The following is an 18,663-nucleotide window of genomic DNA, read 5'->3' on the forward strand; positions in this document are numbered from 1 at the left end:
CATGTTTAGAAACATGCGCGTTACTACCAAGCTTGCCTTGGGCTTTGGCACAGTTGTCGCTCTGCTTGTCATCGTGATTCTAGTGGGCGTCGTCAACATGGCGGCCATGAAGAAGTCTGCAGATACCATGTCTTTGGATCGTTTCCCAAAAACGGAAATGACCAACGAGCTTATTCAGAACACACTGAATAATGGCCGATTGCTCCGCAATATTTTGCTTAATGATGATTTAAGCAAGCGTTCTGAGTATGTCGATCGGATTAATAAGTACCGTAGCGCAAATGCGGAGGTCATCAGTCGTCTCGAAAAGAGCGTTTACTCGGAAGAAGGCATCAAGCGTATCAAGGCTGCTATTGCTGCTCGAGATGCACTACAAGGTAAATATGCGCAATTTTTTAAGTTAGTTGAATCGGATCAGAACCAAGCTGTTCATTTCCTATTGGACGAATTTACTCCAACCAATAACGCCTTCGTTGACACCCTCACGGCACTCAATCAGTACATGAAGGATGAAATGAGCAGGGCGGGAGTCCAGGCGACTGAGTCTTTCGAGTCGGCGCGCCTGCTCATGATCAGCATCGGCATTGCAGCCGTTATCATTGCCATGATCCTAGGCTTCATCATCGCCCGCAGCCTTATCAAGCAACTGGGTGGCGAACCGGCCTATGCTGCTGAAGTCGTTAGCCGCGTTGCTGCAGGTGACCTGAGCGTCAATGTTGTGACCAAACCTGGTGATACCACCAGCATGCTTGCGGCTATCAAAGGCATGACAGACAAACTGGCTTATATTATCAGTGAAGTGCGGGGCTCTGCCGATGCGCTGTCCAGTGCCTCAGAGCAGGTTTCCGCTACAGCGCAAAGCATGAGTCAAGCGTCTTCTGAACAGGCCGCATCGGTTGAGGAAACCAGCGCGTCCATGGAGCAGATGTCCGCTTCTATCGGCCAGAATACCGAGAACGCCAAGGTCACTGACAGTATGGCCAGCAAGGCCGCCCAGGAAGCAGCCGAAGGTGGCAAGGCCGTGAAAGACACAGTTGCAGCCATGAAGACCATTGCCGACAAGATTGGTATTGTGGACGACATCGCCTATCAGACCAACCTGTTGGCCTTGAACGCGGCGATCGAAGCCGCACGTGCCGGTGAGCATGGCAAGGGTTTTGCGGTTGTGGCAGCTGAAGTACGCAAGCTGGCCGAGCGTAGCCAGATTGCAGCCCAGGAAATTGGCAATGTAGCCAAGACAAGCGTTGCCTTGGCCGAGCGTGCCGGTACGTTGCTGGACGAAATCGTACCCTCGATCGGCAAGACGTCTGATCTGGTACAGGAGATTGCGGCCGCATCTGAAGAGCAAACCTCAGGTGTAGGCCAGATCAACACGGCGATGAGTCAATTGAGCCAAATCACTCAGCAGAACGCTTCTGCCTCGGAAGAGCTGGCTGCAACCTCCGAAGAAATGAGTGGTCAGGCCGAACAACTCCAACAGCTGATGGAGTTCTTTACCCTGGCTCACAACGGGAGTGTCTCTCCCAGTGAAGCTCCGCGCAGCCAGCCACCAGCGGCTGTACCGACTCGCAAGGCAGCAACGCCAGCGCGTGACTACAGCCCTGCCGCCGGTCAATTGGCTGGCGTACCGGCCGGTTTTGTACGCTTCAAGGATTAACGCCCATGAGTGTTCTAAAGGCTAACCGCGTGGCTGCTATCGAGCAGCCACAGCAATACCTGACCTTCTCATTGAATGCAGAGATGTTTGCGGTCAGCACGACGTGTGTACGTGAAATTATCGAGTATGGCCCGATTACAGCCATGCCCATGATGCCTCGTAGCATTCGCGGCGTAATTAATCTGCGTGGTGCAGCAGTACCTGTTTTCGATCTTGGGGTGCACTTTGGTGGTGCGCCTACCGAGGTCAACCGGCGCAGTTGCATTGTGATGCTGGAGCTAAGTGTCGAAGGTCGACATCAGATCTTTGGCATCGTAGTAGATGCCGTTAACGAAGTACTGGAAATCAGTGCCGATGCCATTGAACCAGCGCCGCGCTTTGGCACCCATGTCCGTACCGACTTCATTCTCGGCATGGCCAAGCGCGAAAATGGTTTTGTAATCCTGCTCAATATCGACCAAGTCCTCAATGCTGAGGATATTGATTACCTGGCCAGCCAGAACTGACGGTAAATGCCATGACGATGGATAACCTTGCTCTTTCAGACAGCGATTTCCGCAAGTTTCGTGGAATGATTTACGATGCTGCCGGGATCAGCATGGCAGACTCCAAAAAGCCCCTGGTCAGCGGACGGCTGGCCAAGCGGGTTCGTCAGCGGGGCCTTCCCAGTTATGGAGCCTACTTTGACGTCCTGATGCGCGATCGGAGCGAGTTTCAAACAGCGGTTGACTTACTCACCACTAATGAAACCTATTTTTTCCGTGAGCCCAAGCATTTTGAGTTCCTCCGTACCGTTGTACTACCAGAGATACGTGACCGCGCGTCCGTTCGTATCTGGAGTGGAGCGTGCTCGACCGGTGAGGAACCTTATACCCTGGCGTTAACTCTGGCTGATACGCTCGGCACCCGCCCGTGGGAAATCGTTGCATCTGACATCAGTACTCGGGTGCTGGAAAAAGCGCGCCGGGGCCAGTACCCCTTGGAAGATGCCGAAGGTATTCCAAAAGCGTTACTGCACAAACACTGCTTCAAGGGTATTGGTCAAAATGAAGGTACGTTCCTGATTGATCCAAATCTGACGGCACGTATTACCTTTCGACAGATCAATCTCAATACTACCCTGCCTGATGTTGGTCAGTTTGAAGTGATCTTCTTGCGAAATGTAATGATTTACTTTGACAACGACACCAAGCGCCAGGTGGTCCAACGTCTTGTAAACCATTTACGTCCAGGAGGTTATTTCATGGTAAGCCATTCAGAAAGCCTCAATGGCATCACTGAAGCGCTCAAGATGGTTAGACCCTCTATCTATCAGAAGCCTCATGCCTGAGCCAACCAAGATTAAAGATGTTTATCTTAAGCCTGGGGAGCTGCATTTCGGGGGTGCTGATACACGCATCCGAACGTTGCTAGGCTCCTGTGTGGCGCTGGTGTTCTGGCATCCCCAGCGCCAGCTGGGCGGGATGTGCCATTACCTACTGCCTACTCGCAGCAAGGGGCACAAGGTATCGGACCGACTCGATGGTCACTACGGTGACGAGGCGCTGGCGCTACTGCTCCAGGCTATCCAGATGTCAGGTACACAACCATCGGAGTTTACCTTGCGTGTCTTCGGTGGCGGCAACATGTTTCCAGGAATCGCGCGTAATGAAAAGGACCACATAGGCTTGCAGAACGTCAAGGCGGCTAAGCGCCTTCTACAGGCACACGGACTGGTTTGTAGCGCCAGCCATGTGGAGGGTATCGGTCATCGACGCCTTAGCTTTTCCATTTGGGATGGGGAGGTCAAGCTTGAGCAATCGCCTCCTGTACAGGCTCTACCACGGCAAAGAGATCGCCTATGACTAGCATTAAAGTACTGATCGTCGACGACTCCGCCGTGGTGCGTCAGGTGTTATCCACGACGCTGTCTGCCGACAGTGCCATCGAAGTGATTGGCGTGGCGGCTGATCCGCTTTTCGCCATGGACAAGATGAATAAGCAATGGCCGGATGTCATCGTCCTTGATGTGGAAATGCCCCGCATGGACGGCATTACCTTTCTCAAGAAGATCATGGCCGAGCGCCCTACTCCGGTTGTGATCTGCTCGACGCTGACGGAAAAAGGTGCCGCGACCACCATGCAGGCTCTCTCATCCGGCGCGGTCAGCTTTGTCACCAAGCCACAGGCTGGGCTCCGACAGTTTCTGGTAGAAAGTAGCCAGGAGTTGATTTCCGCGGTCAAGGCAGCGGCCCGCGCCAACGTTCGCCGTATCGCAACGTCCGCGCCACCGGCCAGCCCGCCGCCGAAACTCAGCGCAGATGTCATCCTGCCGCCGGGCCAGGCGATGACCCGCACGACCGATACAGTGGTCAGCATTGGCACCTCTACTGGCGGTACGCAGGCGCTGGAAGTGGTTCTGACCGCCCTGCCACGGGTGTGTCCGGGCATCGTCATCGTTCAGCATATGCCTGAGCGCTTTACGGCCGCCTTCGCCGAGCGCCTGAACGGACTCTGTCAGATCGAAGTACGCGAGGCCCAGCATGGTGATCGCGTCATTCCCGGTCGCGCCTTGATCGCACCCGGCGGCCGGCACATGCTGCTCAAGCGCAATGGCGCGCAGTATCAGGTAGAAATCGTCGACGGGCCGCCGGTAAGCCGTCACCGCCCCTCAGTTGATGTCCTATTCCGCTCAACCGCGCGCTGCGCCGGCAAGAATGCCCTGGGTATCATCATGACGGGCATGGGAGACGACGGGGCACGAGGCCTCAGGGAAATGCGTGAAGCAGGCGCCAAGACACTGGGCCAGGATGAGCAGAGCTGTGTGGTCTATGGAATGCCCAAGGAGGCTTTCAAGTTGGGGGCCGTGGAGCGTGAACTGCCCCTGGACCAGATTCCGGCAGCTATTTTGAACATGGCCCGCTAGGCACTCTACGGACAAGCACAGCAAGGCGCCTGTCCGTAGGATTTCAATTAACGCGTAAGGTCCGCCTTCAACTGCTCGCCTGCATACTGCTGAGCCTGTCTGGCCTTCTCAACGACCGCTGCCGTACCAAAGAACTCGTGCGTAACCCCTGAATATAACTGACGATCGACCGCTACGCCCGCATTGCGCAGGGCAGCCTCTAACTGGGCGCCGTCATCCCGCAACGGATCCACCTCGGCATTGATAATTGTGACTGGCGGCAAGCCTTTCAGGTCGGCATGGACCAAGTCGATACGTGGGTCGTTCAGGTCGACCGGAGACTTCGTAGCCTGGGCCACGAACCACAGCATCATGGGTCGATTGAGCGGCATCGCATCGGCGTACTTGTCATAGGATTCGGTGTGGGTGTTGGTCTGGGCCACCGGGTAAACCGACAGAATATGCTTGGGCGCCGTCAGGCCGGCCTTCTTTGCGGCAATGGCCGTTGCAACAGCCAAATTACCACCGGCGCTTTCGCCCGCCAATGCCAGGCGCTTGGGATCACCGCCCAGCGAGCCGGCATTCTGGATCACCCAACGGTAGGCTGCGATGGCATCATCATGGGCAGCCGGGAATTTATGCTCGGGCGCAAGACGGTAGTCGATCGAAACAACGATAGCATTGGCCTGCTTCGCGAGCCCACGTGCACCTGCGTCATAAACATTGCGATCCGCATACACCCAGCCGCCACCGTGGAAGTACAGGATGACTGGAAAAGGCCCCTTGCCTTCCGGAGTATACACGCGAGCCGGTAATGTACCTGCGGCGCCGGATACGCTGGTATCCACGCTCTTGACCCCGGGTACCAGTGCTTCAGGCGCACTGTCGCGCCCTTCCTTTTCAAGCACCGCCTTTACCGCGTCTGCAATGGTTGGCTGCTGACGCGCCTCAGTCGGAGTGATCTTCTCGATGGCTTTCGGATCGAAGCGGGCGTACTGATTCAGTACTTTTTGCATGTCCGCATCATTACGTACCGAGCTTTTAGCCCCGCTTATCGCCAGTTCGGACAAGGGCCGCTTGTCCGGCGACCGGTTGCTGCAGGCCGCCAGCGACACGCCCATGCCCACCGCAGCCATGAGAAGAATGCCGTTCTTAAGTCGGGAAGGTTGTAAACGCATAGGGTTTCCTGTTGTGTGATGTCATGTTAAAAACGACCACACAGGTTCAGGAACGTTGCCATTTCATATCAAAACACGGTAGTGGTAGCCATAGCGACGCTCAAAGCCGAGCGAGTGGTAAAGGCCTATTGCAGAGGTGTTTGAGTCTGTTACCTGCAGGTATGCCTGTCGGGCACCTTGGCGCTTTCCCCACGCTAACAGTGCGCTAACCAGCTGACGCCCGAGACCAAGCCCACGCCAGGCTGGCGCTACCACCAGATCAAACAGGCCCACCCAGTCACCTTCCGCCACTGCCAAGCCATAGCCAACAGGCTGCCCTTCTCTGTAAACCGTCGCGTAGGCCACAGGCCAGACGATAGCGTCCAGCAAGGTATCATGGTGTTGGCGACGGGGCGCATCCAGGCCGCTGAGCAAGGCAAAGCCGTTACCCCAGGCCTGTGTACGCAAGGATTCAAGCGTGACCGTACCCTGGCTCTCTTTTAGATTACCTAAGCCCAGCGTCATCACCTCGGTAGGGTCGACCCGCTCATAACCCGCCGCTTCGAGCTGCCTGCCCAGCGCATCACCTGCCAGAGGCGTCAATCGAAAGATGACAGGCAAACCCTGCCGGCGGTACAGCGACTCGATATAGGACCGTACGCTATCGAACGAGGCCGTTGGCTGCCAGGCATTGGCCGAATTAGCGCGCTTGGTATAGCCGCCTGCCAGACGCAGCACCCACCCCTCGTGAAAGACCGTCTTTTGTGCAGGCCAGGCATTAAAGGCACAGGCTTCCAGCGTAAAGATATCAGTCATGAATTGCTCCTGAGCTGCTCCTTAAGCATGAGCCGCGCAAGGCCCTCCTCCGCCCTATCCGTCCCGCCATTTAAAGCATGGCACTTCTGCAAAGTACTCATGAGCTCAGTACGTTTCAAAGCCAAATGCTGAGGTCTCCTGTCTCGCTGTCACCTGAGCAGATCACAGAACGCATACGCCAGGAAATCACTATGTACCGTGCCCTGAGCCAAGAGTACAGATTAAGCTGAGGGTCAACGTCTAGGTTATCTAGATCCAACTAGAAAGGTCTAGATAACCGCACTCCATCTAGCGTTATCCTTTATACCTCATCCTGACATTGGTCATTCAGGTGGTATCACAGGCTCATTTCTGTAATGTACAACACGTCCGGTTTGGCCATACGCTGACCAGAGCCCACGTCTTTACTGCCTTGAGTGAAGAAATTGAAAATGCAGTAATTTTTCTAAAACAGCCCGAGCATAGGCTTTTTCATTCGGGCGATACCTCATCCTGACACCTAGAAAAGTGAAACATATCCAGACAAACCACTTTACCTTCCGCTTTTGAGGGTCAGAACATCGTTATCTTTTTGAATATGAAAGGATTTGATCCATCTATAGCACAAGAGTCGCATGTCTTTTAACCTGCTTCTCTAAAGGGGTTATTTATCCAAACCTATAAGAGAAGGCTGATACGTCATTCTGACATAAGCATGCGATGTCAATAAAGATGGGGCTACCAAGCGAATAGCTAGCCGGTAAAGAGATCGGCCTGTTTGTTTCCGGTCGTATTTAATCGCGCCGTCTTGAAGGTTAGAACAGTCCTGTGGTGGAACATGGGCCATTCCACTTAGTGCCCCGCTTGATGTCCGCTGCTACATCATGGCTATACCCTATCCGCCATACCGTTAAGTATCACGGATAACTCTCCCCTTTAGGCAACACCAAGGAGGGCCTAATACTTCAGGTTAATTTCACTACTTGATACAAGCCGCCTCAATCTTTTTACTGGCTGCACGGTTCGTTTGGGCAAGACCTAGCTCAGTCACCTTGATTAGTAGAATTTACGACCCACCGCTTGATCAGACAAAAGTAAAAGGTCTGTCTATAAGAATTAGCAGGTAGCGTTTAGGTGCAAGGCCCCAAGCTCCCACAGGCTGAAATAGCGGTAGCCTGTAGGAGAAACAGGCTACGTGAGCGTCGTTGTTAGTCCCTATTAACCGAGCATAGCCGGATAGAATCGGCAAGCACATCAATGGCCTGGGGACGTGGAAAACTTGCACGCCATGCAATTGCAATTGTTCTAAAAGGCACGGGAGCGCTGAATGGTCGAATCTCGATCATTCCTGGTGCGTAATGGTGGCTTTCCAAAGCAGAGAGGGGAAGCACCGACACGCCCAAGCCCGAGGCAACCATATGACGAATCGTCTCCAGAGATGAGGACTCGACCTGGGTATGCTTGGACTCCACACCTGGTTTCTTGATCGTTGGGCACGCTTCCAACACCTGTTCTCGGAAACAATGCCCCTCCCCTAACAGCAGGAGGCTCATTTCGTCCAGTTTTGCATTTTCGATGGTTTTGAGCTCTGTCCAGGGGTGCTTCGCCGGCATCATCACATAGAACGGCTCATCGTAAAGCGGCTTGGTCAGTACATCCGCTTCGCTAAAAGGCAACGCAACGATGATTGCATCCAGCTCGCCTGTTCTCAGCTTGTCACGCAAAACCGGTGTAAAGTTTTCCTCTATATAGAGGGGCATTTCCGGCGCAACACGATTCAGCTGCGGAATCAAATGAGGGTAGAGATACGGGCCTACCGTATAAATAGCACCCACTTTAAGTGGTGCACTCAGTTGATTTTTACCGGCCTTGGCAAGGTCACGAATACCTTGCGCCTGCTCCAGGACTTTTTGCGCCTGAACAATAATGCTTTCGCCGGTAGGTGTAAGGCGAACATTGGTTTTGCTGCGCTCAAAAATCAGAATACCAAGCTCGTCTTCAAGCTTCTTGACGCCTACTGACAGCGTTGGCTGGCTGACGTGGCAGCGCTCAGCGGCACGGCCAAAATGCTGTTCTTGGGCAAGCGTTACGATATAGCGCAGTTCTGTCAGAGTCATCTTGGATCTACACACTTATGCAGTTAGGTTTGTTGAATCATTTATCGGCTGAAAGCTCGATTTCTTTTGGGTAAAACCGTATGACAGCCCCAAGCAATGACGTCATGCTCCGACCTTTGATCCCCCGCGACCTGCTCTGCCTGTCAATACTGACGATCCTGGTCTACGGTTTATAAGAAGCAGGAACTTAACCCCATCGAAAGTGTCTAGTGGTTCTCACATATCACAAGGACGGTAAGCGATATGGTAGTGCCTCATCATGAGCAGGCTCAGGAAATGATTTGCGCAGGGTTAGCGCCCCTTGTCTGTCATTTCACACCCAAAACAACTCTCGGTTTTATGACCTTTACTGCATCCGACGAATCGGGTCGCATCGTATACAGGTCAGAACGACTGGTGCCCTTGTTTTACGCCAATCGGCGTGCGCTGCGTCTTTACTTATGTAAAGTAAGAAGAGAGCTTACCAATAAGGGATTCTCCCTAAACGCCTGGGATGACAATGTTTCCCTACAAGACTTGGGAAACTGGTCTGAGCGACTGAACTCCAGACGTAACAGTCGGACTCGCTAATGCTATGTCAGTATGAGGTGTGTAGTTACCTCATATCCTCTTATAAAAGAACGCCTGCAGGGCGTTTTTTTATAGCTTGACCTCCCTAAGCCATGTCTGCTTTAACACAGCGGCTACGCCACGTCTTTCAGCGCATCCTTATTTATCCTAGGTTACTACGTCTACCCTAGCTTACCTACCCGTGTCCAACAAGGCATGCCGCTTGCGAGTCTCAATAAGATTAAGCAAGACAAAGCGTTCATTTGGAAAGTTATTTGGTTACCCTGTCGATAGAACAGCTATCCATATCTGCTGAGTCACGCTTAATAGATTCCCTAGTAGGGACTTAATAATTATGCATATTGCCCTATCGTATAAATAGACTTTAAAAGAATTTAATAAACGCAAAGAACAGGTCGTAGCTTCCTATAACATTAATTCCCTACTAGGGACTCTCCTAATCCTCTAGGCATACCAAACCTCAGTATTTTCCCTACTAGGGACTCTTAATGAGATATTGACCTAAAACATCCTGACCAAAGCCAAATAACCGTTAAAAGCAGTATGTTTGTCTGTTACGATTACTCCAACACATGGCCTCAACGAAGAGGATAGAAAATGGCCCGGAGTGGATCGGCTGTGCAGAAAGAAGAGAAGAAAACGGTTGTAATCGCTATCGCCAACCACAAAGGCGGAGTTGGCAAGACGACAACCTGTATCAACTTGGCAGATAACCTGGCACAAATGGGAAAACTGGTTTGTGTCGTAGACATGGATCCCCAGGCTAACGCAAGTCAACATATCGGGATGTCTCACCCTGCTGAGATAAATTATACAACAGCCGAATTACTGACGAATCCTGAACTACCACTCACCTACTTTGTTCATGACGAAACCAGGATCGATGGCGTTGCACTTATCTATGGAAGCATGGCTCTGGATAATGCAGACGATGCACTTCGCATGGAGCCTCGCCCTAATGAAGTATTACGGGACCGGCTTCAGCCTCTACTGGGTAAAGCGGATTACATCATCATTGACTGCCCGCCTAGCCTTAGGCTTCTGACTTCCAATGCATTGGCCGCGGCGACCCATTTATTGATTCCCGTAGAGTCAGGATCGCCTTATGGCTTGTACGGCCTCGCTGATCTGACCAAACGAGTTCAGCAGATCACGCGGATCAACCCGACATTGATCAACTTAGGCGCATTGCTGATTCGTCATGATGATCGTCAGCTGGTCTGTCAAAACATTGAACAAAAAGCGATGGGCCTATTTGGAAAGCTTGTTCCAGTAAAGATAGGAACAACAACGAAGATCAACCAGTCATCAACCGTTCAAACCTCCCTGCGGATGTTCGACTCAACGAACAAGGTGGCCAAGCAATATAAGGAATTGGCCAAGTACATCGACAAAGAGACCGCAGCGTAAGAGCATATTATGGAAAAGAAATCGACCTCCTCGCAAAACGCACCCAAGCAAAAGTTGGGCTCCATTCTCGCTCAAGGCTTGGTCAGCCAGATATCTCGTCATTCGGCTGTTCAGCAGGTAGAGAATTTAAAGTCCCATCGAGTACCGCGCTCGATTCCTGTCGATCTGGTTGACGCTAACCCCTATCAACCTCGCCTGGTTTTTGACGAGGAATATATTGAAGAGCTGGCATTATCGATAGAAGAGGAAGGGCTGTTAAGTCCAATCAACGTTCGAATCGCTGGTGAGCGCTATGAGCTCATTGCCGGAGAGTGCCGACTACGTGCTCACAAAAAGCTTGGCAAGAAATATATCGATGCCCTGGTAGAAGTCGTCGATGATTTCGAAAGCGCACTGCGCAGTCTGTTCGAAAATATACATCGCAAGGACCTTTCGGACTTTGAGAAGTACCATGCTATTACCCGAATGCGCACCTCGTTTACTCAAGTCAATGATTTGCAGCGCAAACTGGATATCAGCAAATCTCAGCTCTACCGCATCATGGCTTTTGGCGCTCTGCCAGAGTCGAGCCTTAATATGCTCAAAGCCAACCCCAAAATGCTGGGCGCGAACGCAGTAGATGCGTTGAAACCTGTTATCAAGGAAGTTCAGGCAGCAGGTCTTGATTATGAGTCTGCCTTGAACAAGGCCCTTAGAGATCTGGCCAACGGAAAACTGGCACAAGCTGGGCTGGCCAAACGTATTCGTGAAGACTTGCTGACCAAATCAGTCTCTGCACCCAAGGCTTCGACGCCCAGTGAAGATATCGTTATTGGTGAGCGAAAGGTCGCACGCGTTTCCACCAAGAAGGACAGGGTGATATTTGAGCTGGACCGCAAAACATTTAGCGATGACCAACTCAAAGAGCTAAGAGCTCTGATCAGTAATCTGGCTGAACAGGGAGCAGAACCTCGTGAGTGATGAGAAAGAGCCAGCCGCTCCTGAAAAAACGGAGCGTAAAGGCAGGCCCCCCCGAGAAACAGCACTTACTCGCATACAACAGCGCGCTGAAAAGGTAATCGAGGAAAAGGTCAATCAACTGCCATTATGGGCAGATGATTTACGCAGTGCGCCCAATGAAATGCTGCGTAGTGCGCTGTTTACGGTTGGTAACCGAAACCAGGCCCGCGAGTTCATCAATGGGCGTGAATTGCACTGTTACGGTAACGCAAGAATCTACTACACCGGCCAGGAACTTCGCCAGGAAGACGATATGGATGTCTGGCTGCAGGTTGTCCATATGGCTCGTACAGAGAAGCTTGGCAACCGAGTGAGTTTCCGCCCTTCGGAAATGAAGAAGGAATTGCGCTGGCCGAGAGGAAAAGACTACACCCAAAAGCTCCTGAATGTATTGGAGCGCCTCAAAGCGACGTCTGTTCGTATCGAATCGACCCGCCTGGGTAAAGGCGTGGGCGTCTCTCTATTGCGGCGTTTTGAGTACACAACAGAAGAAGGTGATTTGAGCGACACGTGGCATGTCGAAATTGAGCCAGAAATGGCTATTCTCTTTGCAGCCGATGTGTATACAACACGTCTCGATTGGCAGTCACGCCTGGAACTACGTCCGCTGGCTAAGTGGTTACATGGCTTCTATGGTACCCATCGCGAGCCCTATGGCATTAAGGTAGAAACCATCCGGGAATCATGTGGATCCAAAGCCAAGACAGAGGCAAAGTTCAAACAGATGTTGCGGGACGCACTCGATGAGTTAAAGAACATCGATTTTCTCAAGGAATGGGATATAGGCAAAGACAATATTGTAAGGGTAGTCCGAAACAACAGGCCCTTACTAAAGAGCGAATAACGTAAAACTCTCAAAAAACGGAGCCTAGTGGCTCCGTTTTTTTATTAAGTATTTTATCCTGTATGCCTATTAGCACCGATTCATGCCGCTAAATCATTTAATTCAGGGGTTTTATAGCGGTCGAGGACCCATTTTAGGATCTTGTAAGAGTAAAAGACGGCGAAAATGTCAGGATGAGGTAGTTTTTCTGCTGAAACCGAAGGTTTTCCAAGCTGCATGTCAGGATGAGGTAGCTTTTAAGCAGCGAAAGGGCATGGCTTGACAACTATGCGCTAAAGATATTGGCGACATTTTAAGCAAATGACTACTTACTCTACGTCAATTCTATAAAAAGCCCTTAAAAATCAATGACTTACTCAAAAATACCTCATTTTGACATTGCCTTTGTATTAGCTAAGTAAACGGAGCGAAGGTACTGCAAGCCTAGGGAAAAGTTAAAAACCGCTTAAAAATTAGAGAGTTATCACCAAAAAAGGAGGGCTCACCCTTGTTTGATGGCCTCAAAATGGTCTGTCAGACCGATTGAGCAATGGAACAAAGTACTTAAATATCAGTAACTTATGGAAAACCATACCTCATAATGACATATGATACGTCATTATGACGTATCTATACCTCATAATGACTTAGGTATTGAGCATTAAAAAAGTGTTTAAAAATCAATGAGTTACGTTGTTAAGAAGGACTTTAGGGTACGATATACGTCAACATGACGCATCTATACGTCATGTTGACGGACGCATACCTCATGTTGACGTATATAAACGTCATGTTGACGTTTCCGCATACTCAATAAAACCCTTACATATCAATAAGTTAGCAGTTATATCCACAGCCCTTAACCGTTCTTTAACCTTAAATAACCATCTTTTAACCCACTAAAGTGTATTTTTATGGGTAAAGCGATTTGTTTACAGTGCTGAGCGAAGCTCATGAGTCTGTACAGAAGGCAGAACGTGGGTGAAATGAGAGGGTAGAACCTCCTATAGAAGTCGCGTTCTACCTCAAGCTGACAATATTAATAAACGGTCCTGGGATTATTGATTACACAGGCCCATGTTTCGGCCTGCACAGTCGAGACAATCCATACTGTTTGAAAGAGCCATGACTTCAGCATGTTTGTCTATCAGGAAGGGAATCACTTGCACCTATTATACTCGTAATAATACCACTCCATACAGGACTTTATACGATTAAGCTTGCAGATACCTCATATTGACTTTAAAAGCTTTCATTCCAGGGTATAGGTAAAGTAACAACGATAAACAGATGTTAATATGAGGTATATATGAGGAGTGGTATTAAAAGAAATGCCTGAAAGTATCGAAACTGCTTATATGCACCTTAAGCAGGCTGTCGCCGATTTGAATTCGCGATGGTCTGCCTGTGTGGTTTCAGGTGAGGTGTGGTCATTGCCGACACTCACTGAGCAAGCTGCACCGAAAGCGATTACTCCCGTGTCCGTGCGAGGTAGGCAGGCCATTGAACTCAGCCAAGCAGTACTTCAGCAGTTCGAACGGGAAGCCGATCAGGCTCCGGGAACAGTCAGGCGTTTGCCAGGCTGGTTTCTGCTGAGCGAATCAATGCTGGGGCCGATACGACAGGTCAATCAAATGAAAGGGGCTGTAGAGGCTGCTATTGAGCGTGTAAGGCTGAAGCAGGGACTGGCTGAGACGGCGCGTACCCGTTTGGTAAGAGAGGCCCTGGGAGCGAGTATCAGCCTTAAACAACTGACACGTCATATACAGGCCTTTGATGCGACACCGCGGCTGTTGAGCTTTACCTGGGCAGGCCATACCGGCAAGACCAAGCGAGTACCCGTGGGGGAGGTGAGACGTCGGCTGGAGAAGCTGGCTCAGCTACAGGCACAGCGTGAGGGGAGCGATATTGAAGGGACACCAGCAGGCGCGGCCTTGAGGGTGATCTTCAATCTGGCCGATCATGCCCGGCTGGTAAAGGTCGAGAAGGTAGCGCCTCACCCAAGAGTCAATGTGTTTTTCAGTCATCGCTCTCGCTACGACGCCATGTTGCACGCCAACCTACCCCTGTTCTTTTTGGCGGGTGAGCAGCCTACAGAGGTGGTGGGGTTAAAGAATTTCAATATCGAAAACCGCATTGCACTACGGCGCAGCAACAAGAGCAGCCAGCGAATTCCTGTACTTCCCGAATACGGTCTGTATATGGATGAGGACGAATTGTGGGGGAGGTCGCGTCCTGGCCTGGAGGTCAGTCCATTATTCGTTGAAAGCACCTACCGGGCCCGGACAGGGTATAAGCCCTGAGAAATGAAAAAGGCCTGCTTCAAGCAGGCCTTTTGTTACCGCGTCGGACGTCTGTCAGTTCACAGCGTCTTTCAGGCCTTTGCCAGGCTTGAAGCCAGGCACTTTGGCAGCTGCGATTTTAATGGTCTTGCCAGTCTGAGGATTGCGGCCTTCACGGGCGGCGCGTTCTTTGACGGTAAAGGTACCAAAACCAACCAGAGCAACATCGTTACCCTTGGCCAATTCCTGGCTGATAGTGTCGGTGATGGCGGTCACAGTTGCTTGAGCTTGAGCCTTGGTTAGGCCTGCTGCTGCAGCCACTTGATCGATCAATTCCCCTTTATTCATGCAAATACTCCAGAGTAGTCAGTTGTCTTGATGGAATCGCGGCCTTGCTTTCCATTATGCGTTATCTCTCATCCCGGATGGTATAGGAAGCCTGCCAAAGAGATAAGGCTCTTCAACAGACAACCTGATGCCCAATAAGGTCTTTTTCTCATCCAACAGCGTGAACTCCTTTTCATTCTGTTCAATGGAACTGTCAGGATGAAGTGTATCCCGCTCAGCATACCGTATTCCGGCCTTATGGCTGGAGTTTCTCTGAGACAACGGGGTAACGGTCCCACACACGCTGATCACTGAGCGAACGCACCAATTTGACATACTCGGCATGGGACCATGCCAGGGGCGTTGCGCTGTCAGTCCCCTTGCCCTTGGTATATTGATGACGTTCATTATTACCCACGCCGTCCCATACCTGTTCGGGAAGCATGAACCCCTGGTTGGCAAAAAGCTCCATGGCCTTGACGTAGGTGTCACGGATTCCCTTTAACTGATCCTCGGATAAGATCTTTTCTCCACCCGGCTGCTGCGCTTTTGCAAGTGCCAGAGCGTAATGGCCGCGCTCGCCTGTGAAAATAGGCCAGACACGGCCACGCAACCCTGAGTTCATGACCGGCTCTTCAGTCGCGGGATAATTGATACCCGTGGTCTCACTTTCACCGTAGCCATCATTTCCGTAGCGTCTCCAGCCGGGAAATTCTCCTGAAACGCCCGGGTAAGTAAAGGTGTACTTGACCCTGAGGTTTTCCGGAATGGCTTGATTGTCCAGTACATTCAGGCTATTGACGATGTGGGTGTCTGTGGCAGGACGAACACCGTAACGGACAAGCTCCAGAAAGCCCGCGTCCAGTATCTGGTTTTCTGGAAGGCCTGGCCGGCTGTTGTTGTCCAGCAGCATCCCGCCGTCGTCAGGGTTATCGTTTTGTGTGATCCGCAGGTAATAGCGCTTGTCTCCAAAAACACCTTTTTGTGTAAACATGCTGGATTCGATACGACTGGAGTAGCGCCTGGCAGTATCCAGGTAGGATTTGGCTCCTTCCTGGTCACCTGCCTGGGTGGCCAGTTCCGATGCGGCTACAAGACCTGCAATGACGGCCGCGGTGGTAGAGGGGGAGTAGCCCCATTGTTCCTCCCAGCGATCCTGCTGTGTTTGTGGAGGTTTTACGGTCCAGTCATTCCAGCCCAGCCTGACCTGCCCACCTTGAGCCAGGAAGTCCGCGGCCGGTTTGAGCATCTCCCGATACCACCGGGTGATGTCGTTGTCAGAAAGCACGCCATTTTTCCAGAGCTTGTAGCCCAGCATGATCGGCATGGCGGTTTGATCGAGCTGAACACCTACCCATTCAATCGTGCCGTCGACATGGGTCTTCTGAAGAAACCAGCCGGTTGCTCCAGACTCAGCGCTTTTCTGGGCACTCTCTTGCTTTTGCTCATGGATATAGGCAGAGCCATCTGCCTGCAGGGGAGGTGTGTCTTTTGTGACCTGGACCTTTTTCAGATATTCAAACGCTACCCTGGAGGTCTGTGTATCGCCCAGAGCCAGCAGAGCCATGGCACATTGGTAAAAGTCCCGTGGCCAGACGGCCTTGTAGCCGGTAGTGCCTTTGGTAGCGGGTACCGTTTCACCCCAGGGGTTGGACAGCGAGGCGATTAGAGCGCCTGCATGAGTCTTGTCTTCCTGGGCTTTCAGCACCATCGCACTGACATTGAGCAGCTTGCCGTTATCTGTCGTCTGTTGCCGCATCGTTGGCAGACTGGTCAGCGAGGCCAGATAGTCCTGCCAACCTATAGCATCTCCCTCACCGTTATAGTGCGCAAGCACATGTTCGTAGCCACGCTGCAAGGTGCTATCGGCTGCCTGGTCTGCAGCCTGTCGAGTACGACCGAATCCGACTACGACATCGATGGTGGTCAAGTCCCCCGTACGGGGTATCCGGGCCATCATGGCTACATTGCCGGGTGTATTGCCGGTAGTGGTATAGCGTGACTCGAGCGATCCTTTCTTGCGCAACTCCTCAAGCCCATCCGAGACTCCGGCAAAGCCCACGGTTGGTAGCTCCAGATCACGACTAGCCTTGATCACCAGAGTGGTTTCCTGTTCCTGGGCATACAGTGCGTTTCGCTCTGTAAAGGCATGATCACCGCTTCCGCTGTTATTTATGGCAGGGTCAATATGGAGATAAGCCTCGAGTGCAGGGTTGGTACTGCGAAAGATGACTCGCATGACCAATGCGTCGGAGTCTGGATCAGTGAATACATGCTTTTCGATTTCATACTGGCCGTTTTTGGCGCGATTGATCAGCCGGTAGGCCAAGGACGTAGGTCTGCCCTCGCTGTCGGTAGAGAGATAGTGCGTTTCGCTGGTCGTATCGGCTTCTTCAAGATCGACAAAGTCAGGTCCTTTTACCACTACCTGCATTGCACGCAGCTGTGCCTCATGTATCAGGCCGAACATGGTTTCTGTCACGATGCCGTTGGCCAGGGAAAACCACACCCTGGACACCTGTCCTGTCGCGGCATCGCTGGAATAAGCCCCGTTATGGTATTGCTCATAGGACGTTCCGATGCCAGTCTTGCCTGAATACGACCAAAAGGGCGATTTACCCGGTGCCCCGGGTGCAACAGCCGAATCGGCAGCGACGGCAGTGGAAAGGCTTACACACAGGGTAAGCAGGCTGTTTCGAAGCAACGTGATGCGCATAGGACCTTCTTGCTTTTCTTATGAGGTAGGGGAGCACGCTGCGCTTGTTCGACGTCCCTGCGAGGATGTCGAACAAGCGCAGCGCCAGTCCTAGGCAACTATAGACAAGGATTATATGACTGTCCGGTCATCTTGAGAGTGAGGGGAAAAAGAGCAGGCAGCAGGCGTTTGCCTTGCAGGCCGTTTTTTATTTAACGTACGCGTCTTTAATGCGACCGCTACGGACGTAACGCCATGACTATCGAACCGGCTAGCCTTGCTCACTACATCGACCACACGTTACTGGCTGCCAATGCCTCGCGCGAACAGCTTCGGCAGCTGTGCCAAGAGGCGCAGCAGTATGGGTTTTATTCCGTATGCGTAAATTCGGCGCATGTGCCCTATGTGGCTCAATACCTGAAAGAGACTCCGTCGCGTGTGTGCGCTGTAGTGGGGTTTCCGCTTGGAGCAGGGTTAAGCGAAACCAAGGCGTTCGAGGCCGAACGTGCCATTGTAAACGGTGCTCAGGAGATCGATATGGTGCTGAATATCGGTTGGTTGAAGGATGGTTTGCTGGAAGAGGTCCGCAGCGACATTGCACAGGTACTTGCTGCCTGCGGTTCCGCTCCGCTCAAGGTCATTCTGGAAACCTGCCTGCTGGATGATCTGCAGAAGGAGCAGGCTTGTGTGATCTGTCGGGAGCTGGGCGTTGCGTTTGTAAAGACGTCTACCGGCTTCAGTCATCAGGGCGCAACCCTTGAAGATGTTCGCCTGATGCGCCGGGTCGTTGGGCCTGATATGGGAGTCAAGGCTTCGGGCGGTGTTCGGGATTACGCCACCGCCGTTGCCATGATTGAGGCGGGTGCTACCCGCCTTGGTACCAGCTCTGGCGTGGCGATCGTACAAGGGGCGGGATCAGACAAGCCCTACTAACCGCTGCGTATGAG

The 18,663-nt window shown here is 51.9% G+C and carries 15 protein-coding genes; 10 read left to right on the forward strand and 5 right to left on the reverse strand.

The genetic code is table 11. The features are described 5' to 3' along the window. The first annotated feature begins 1 nt into the window (after position 1). The 5 genes from AC4LF3_RS22060 to AC4LF3_RS22080 are packed head-to-tail and all read left to right on the forward strand — an operon-like array spanning position 2 to position 4,562. A complete protein-coding gene (locus tag AC4LF3_RS22060) occupies positions 2-1,657 on the forward strand; it encodes a methyl-accepting chemotaxis protein (RefSeq protein ID WP_312270716.1) in 1,656 nt (551 codons plus the stop codon). Between the two features lie 5 nt (positions 1,658-1,662). Further along, positions 1,663-2,163 (forward strand): chemotaxis protein CheW, encoded by a 501-nt coding sequence (locus tag AC4LF3_RS22065; protein ID WP_197873438.1) that lies wholly within the window; start codon positions 1,663-1,665, stop codon positions 2,161-2,163. Between the two features lie 11 nt (positions 2,164-2,174). Next, the gene (locus AC4LF3_RS22070; protein ID WP_122043936.1) at positions 2,175-2,987 is read left to right on the forward strand and encodes a CheR family methyltransferase; all 813 of its coding nucleotides are present in this window, start codon (positions 2,175-2,177) and stop codon (positions 2,985-2,987) included. Beyond that, the gene (locus AC4LF3_RS22075) at positions 2,980-3,501 is read left to right on the forward strand and encodes a chemotaxis protein CheD (RefSeq protein WP_288657622.1); all 522 of its coding nucleotides are present in this window, start codon (positions 2,980-2,982) and stop codon (positions 3,499-3,501) included. Before AC4LF3_RS22070 ends, AC4LF3_RS22075 begins: the two co-directional genes overlap by 8 nt. Beyond that, positions 3,498-4,562, forward strand: coding sequence for a protein-glutamate methylesterase/protein-glutamine glutaminase (locus AC4LF3_RS22080; protein WP_010798846.1), 1,065 nt, complete (start codon positions 3,498-3,500; stop codon positions 4,560-4,562). The genes AC4LF3_RS22075 and AC4LF3_RS22080 overlap by 4 nt, the downstream gene beginning before the upstream one ends. A 47-nt stretch (positions 4,563-4,609) precedes the next feature. On the opposite strand, the gene AC4LF3_RS22085 is transcribed toward AC4LF3_RS22080, so the two are convergent. The 3 genes from AC4LF3_RS22085 to AC4LF3_RS22095 all read right to left on the reverse strand — a co-directional run bounded on the left by AC4LF3_RS22085 (position 4,610) and on the right by AC4LF3_RS22095 (position 8,610). Beyond that, positions 4,610-5,719 (reverse strand): alpha/beta hydrolase, encoded by a 1,110-nt coding sequence (locus tag AC4LF3_RS22085; RefSeq protein WP_491836745.1) that lies wholly within the window; start codon positions 5,717-5,719, stop codon positions 4,610-4,612. Positions 5,720-5,782: 63 nt separating this feature from the next. After that, complete coding sequence (locus tag AC4LF3_RS22090) at positions 5,783-6,514, reverse strand: GNAT family N-acetyltransferase (RefSeq protein ID WP_491836746.1); 732 nt, start codon at positions 6,512-6,514, stop codon at positions 5,783-5,785. Between the two features lie 1,187 nt (positions 6,515-7,701). Further along, positions 7,702-8,610 (reverse strand): hydrogen peroxide-inducible genes activator, encoded by a 909-nt coding sequence (locus tag AC4LF3_RS22095; RefSeq protein ID WP_010798842.1) that lies wholly within the window; start codon positions 8,608-8,610, stop codon positions 7,702-7,704. Positions 8,611-9,798: 1,188 nt separating this feature from the next. Here AC4LF3_RS22095 and AC4LF3_RS22100 point away from each other — a divergent pair. The 4 genes from AC4LF3_RS22100 to AC4LF3_RS22115 all read left to right on the forward strand — a co-directional run bounded on the left by AC4LF3_RS22100 (position 9,799) and on the right by AC4LF3_RS22115 (position 14,715). Further along, positions 9,799-10,590, forward strand: coding sequence for a ParA family protein (locus tag AC4LF3_RS22100; protein ID WP_026004067.1), 792 nt, complete (start codon positions 9,799-9,801; stop codon positions 10,588-10,590). Positions 10,591-10,599: 9 nt separating this feature from the next. Further along, positions 10,600-11,550, forward strand: a complete 951-nt coding sequence (locus tag AC4LF3_RS22105; RefSeq protein WP_010798839.1) for a ParB/RepB/Spo0J family partition protein — start codon at positions 10,600-10,602, stop codon at positions 11,548-11,550. After that, positions 11,543-12,433: a plasmid replication initiator TrfA gene (trfA, locus tag AC4LF3_RS22110; RefSeq protein WP_010798838.1), complete on the forward strand. Its 891-nt coding sequence runs from the start codon at positions 11,543-11,545 to the stop codon at positions 12,431-12,433. Before AC4LF3_RS22105 ends, trfA begins: the two co-directional genes overlap by 8 nt. Before the next feature lie 1,337 nt (positions 12,434-13,770). Next, on the forward strand, positions 13,771-14,715 hold the full coding sequence (locus tag AC4LF3_RS22115; protein ID WP_491836857.1) for a DNA replication terminus site-binding protein: 945 nt from the start codon (positions 13,771-13,773) through the stop codon (positions 14,713-14,715). Positions 14,716-14,769: 54 nt separating this feature from the next. Here the strand turns inward: AC4LF3_RS22115 and AC4LF3_RS22120 are convergent, their stop codons facing one another. Continuing rightward, positions 14,770-15,042 (reverse strand): HU family DNA-binding protein, encoded by a 273-nt coding sequence (locus AC4LF3_RS22120; protein WP_010798836.1) that lies wholly within the window; start codon positions 15,040-15,042, stop codon positions 14,770-14,772. A gap of 235 nt (positions 15,043-15,277) precedes the next feature. Then, a complete protein-coding gene (locus AC4LF3_RS22125; RefSeq protein WP_150346255.1) occupies positions 15,278-17,737 on the reverse strand; it encodes a glucan 1,4-alpha-glucosidase in 2,460 nt (819 codons plus the stop codon). A 234-nt stretch (positions 17,738-17,971) separates the two neighbouring features. Here AC4LF3_RS22125 and deoC point away from each other — a divergent pair, with 234 nt between their 5' ends. Next, positions 17,972-18,649: a deoxyribose-phosphate aldolase gene (gene deoC, locus AC4LF3_RS22130; protein WP_491836747.1), complete on the forward strand. Its 678-nt coding sequence runs from the start codon at positions 17,972-17,974 to the stop codon at positions 18,647-18,649. Positions 18,650-18,663 lie beyond the last annotated feature (14 nt).

The organism is Pseudomonas sp. C2.3V (assembly GCF_058536325.1).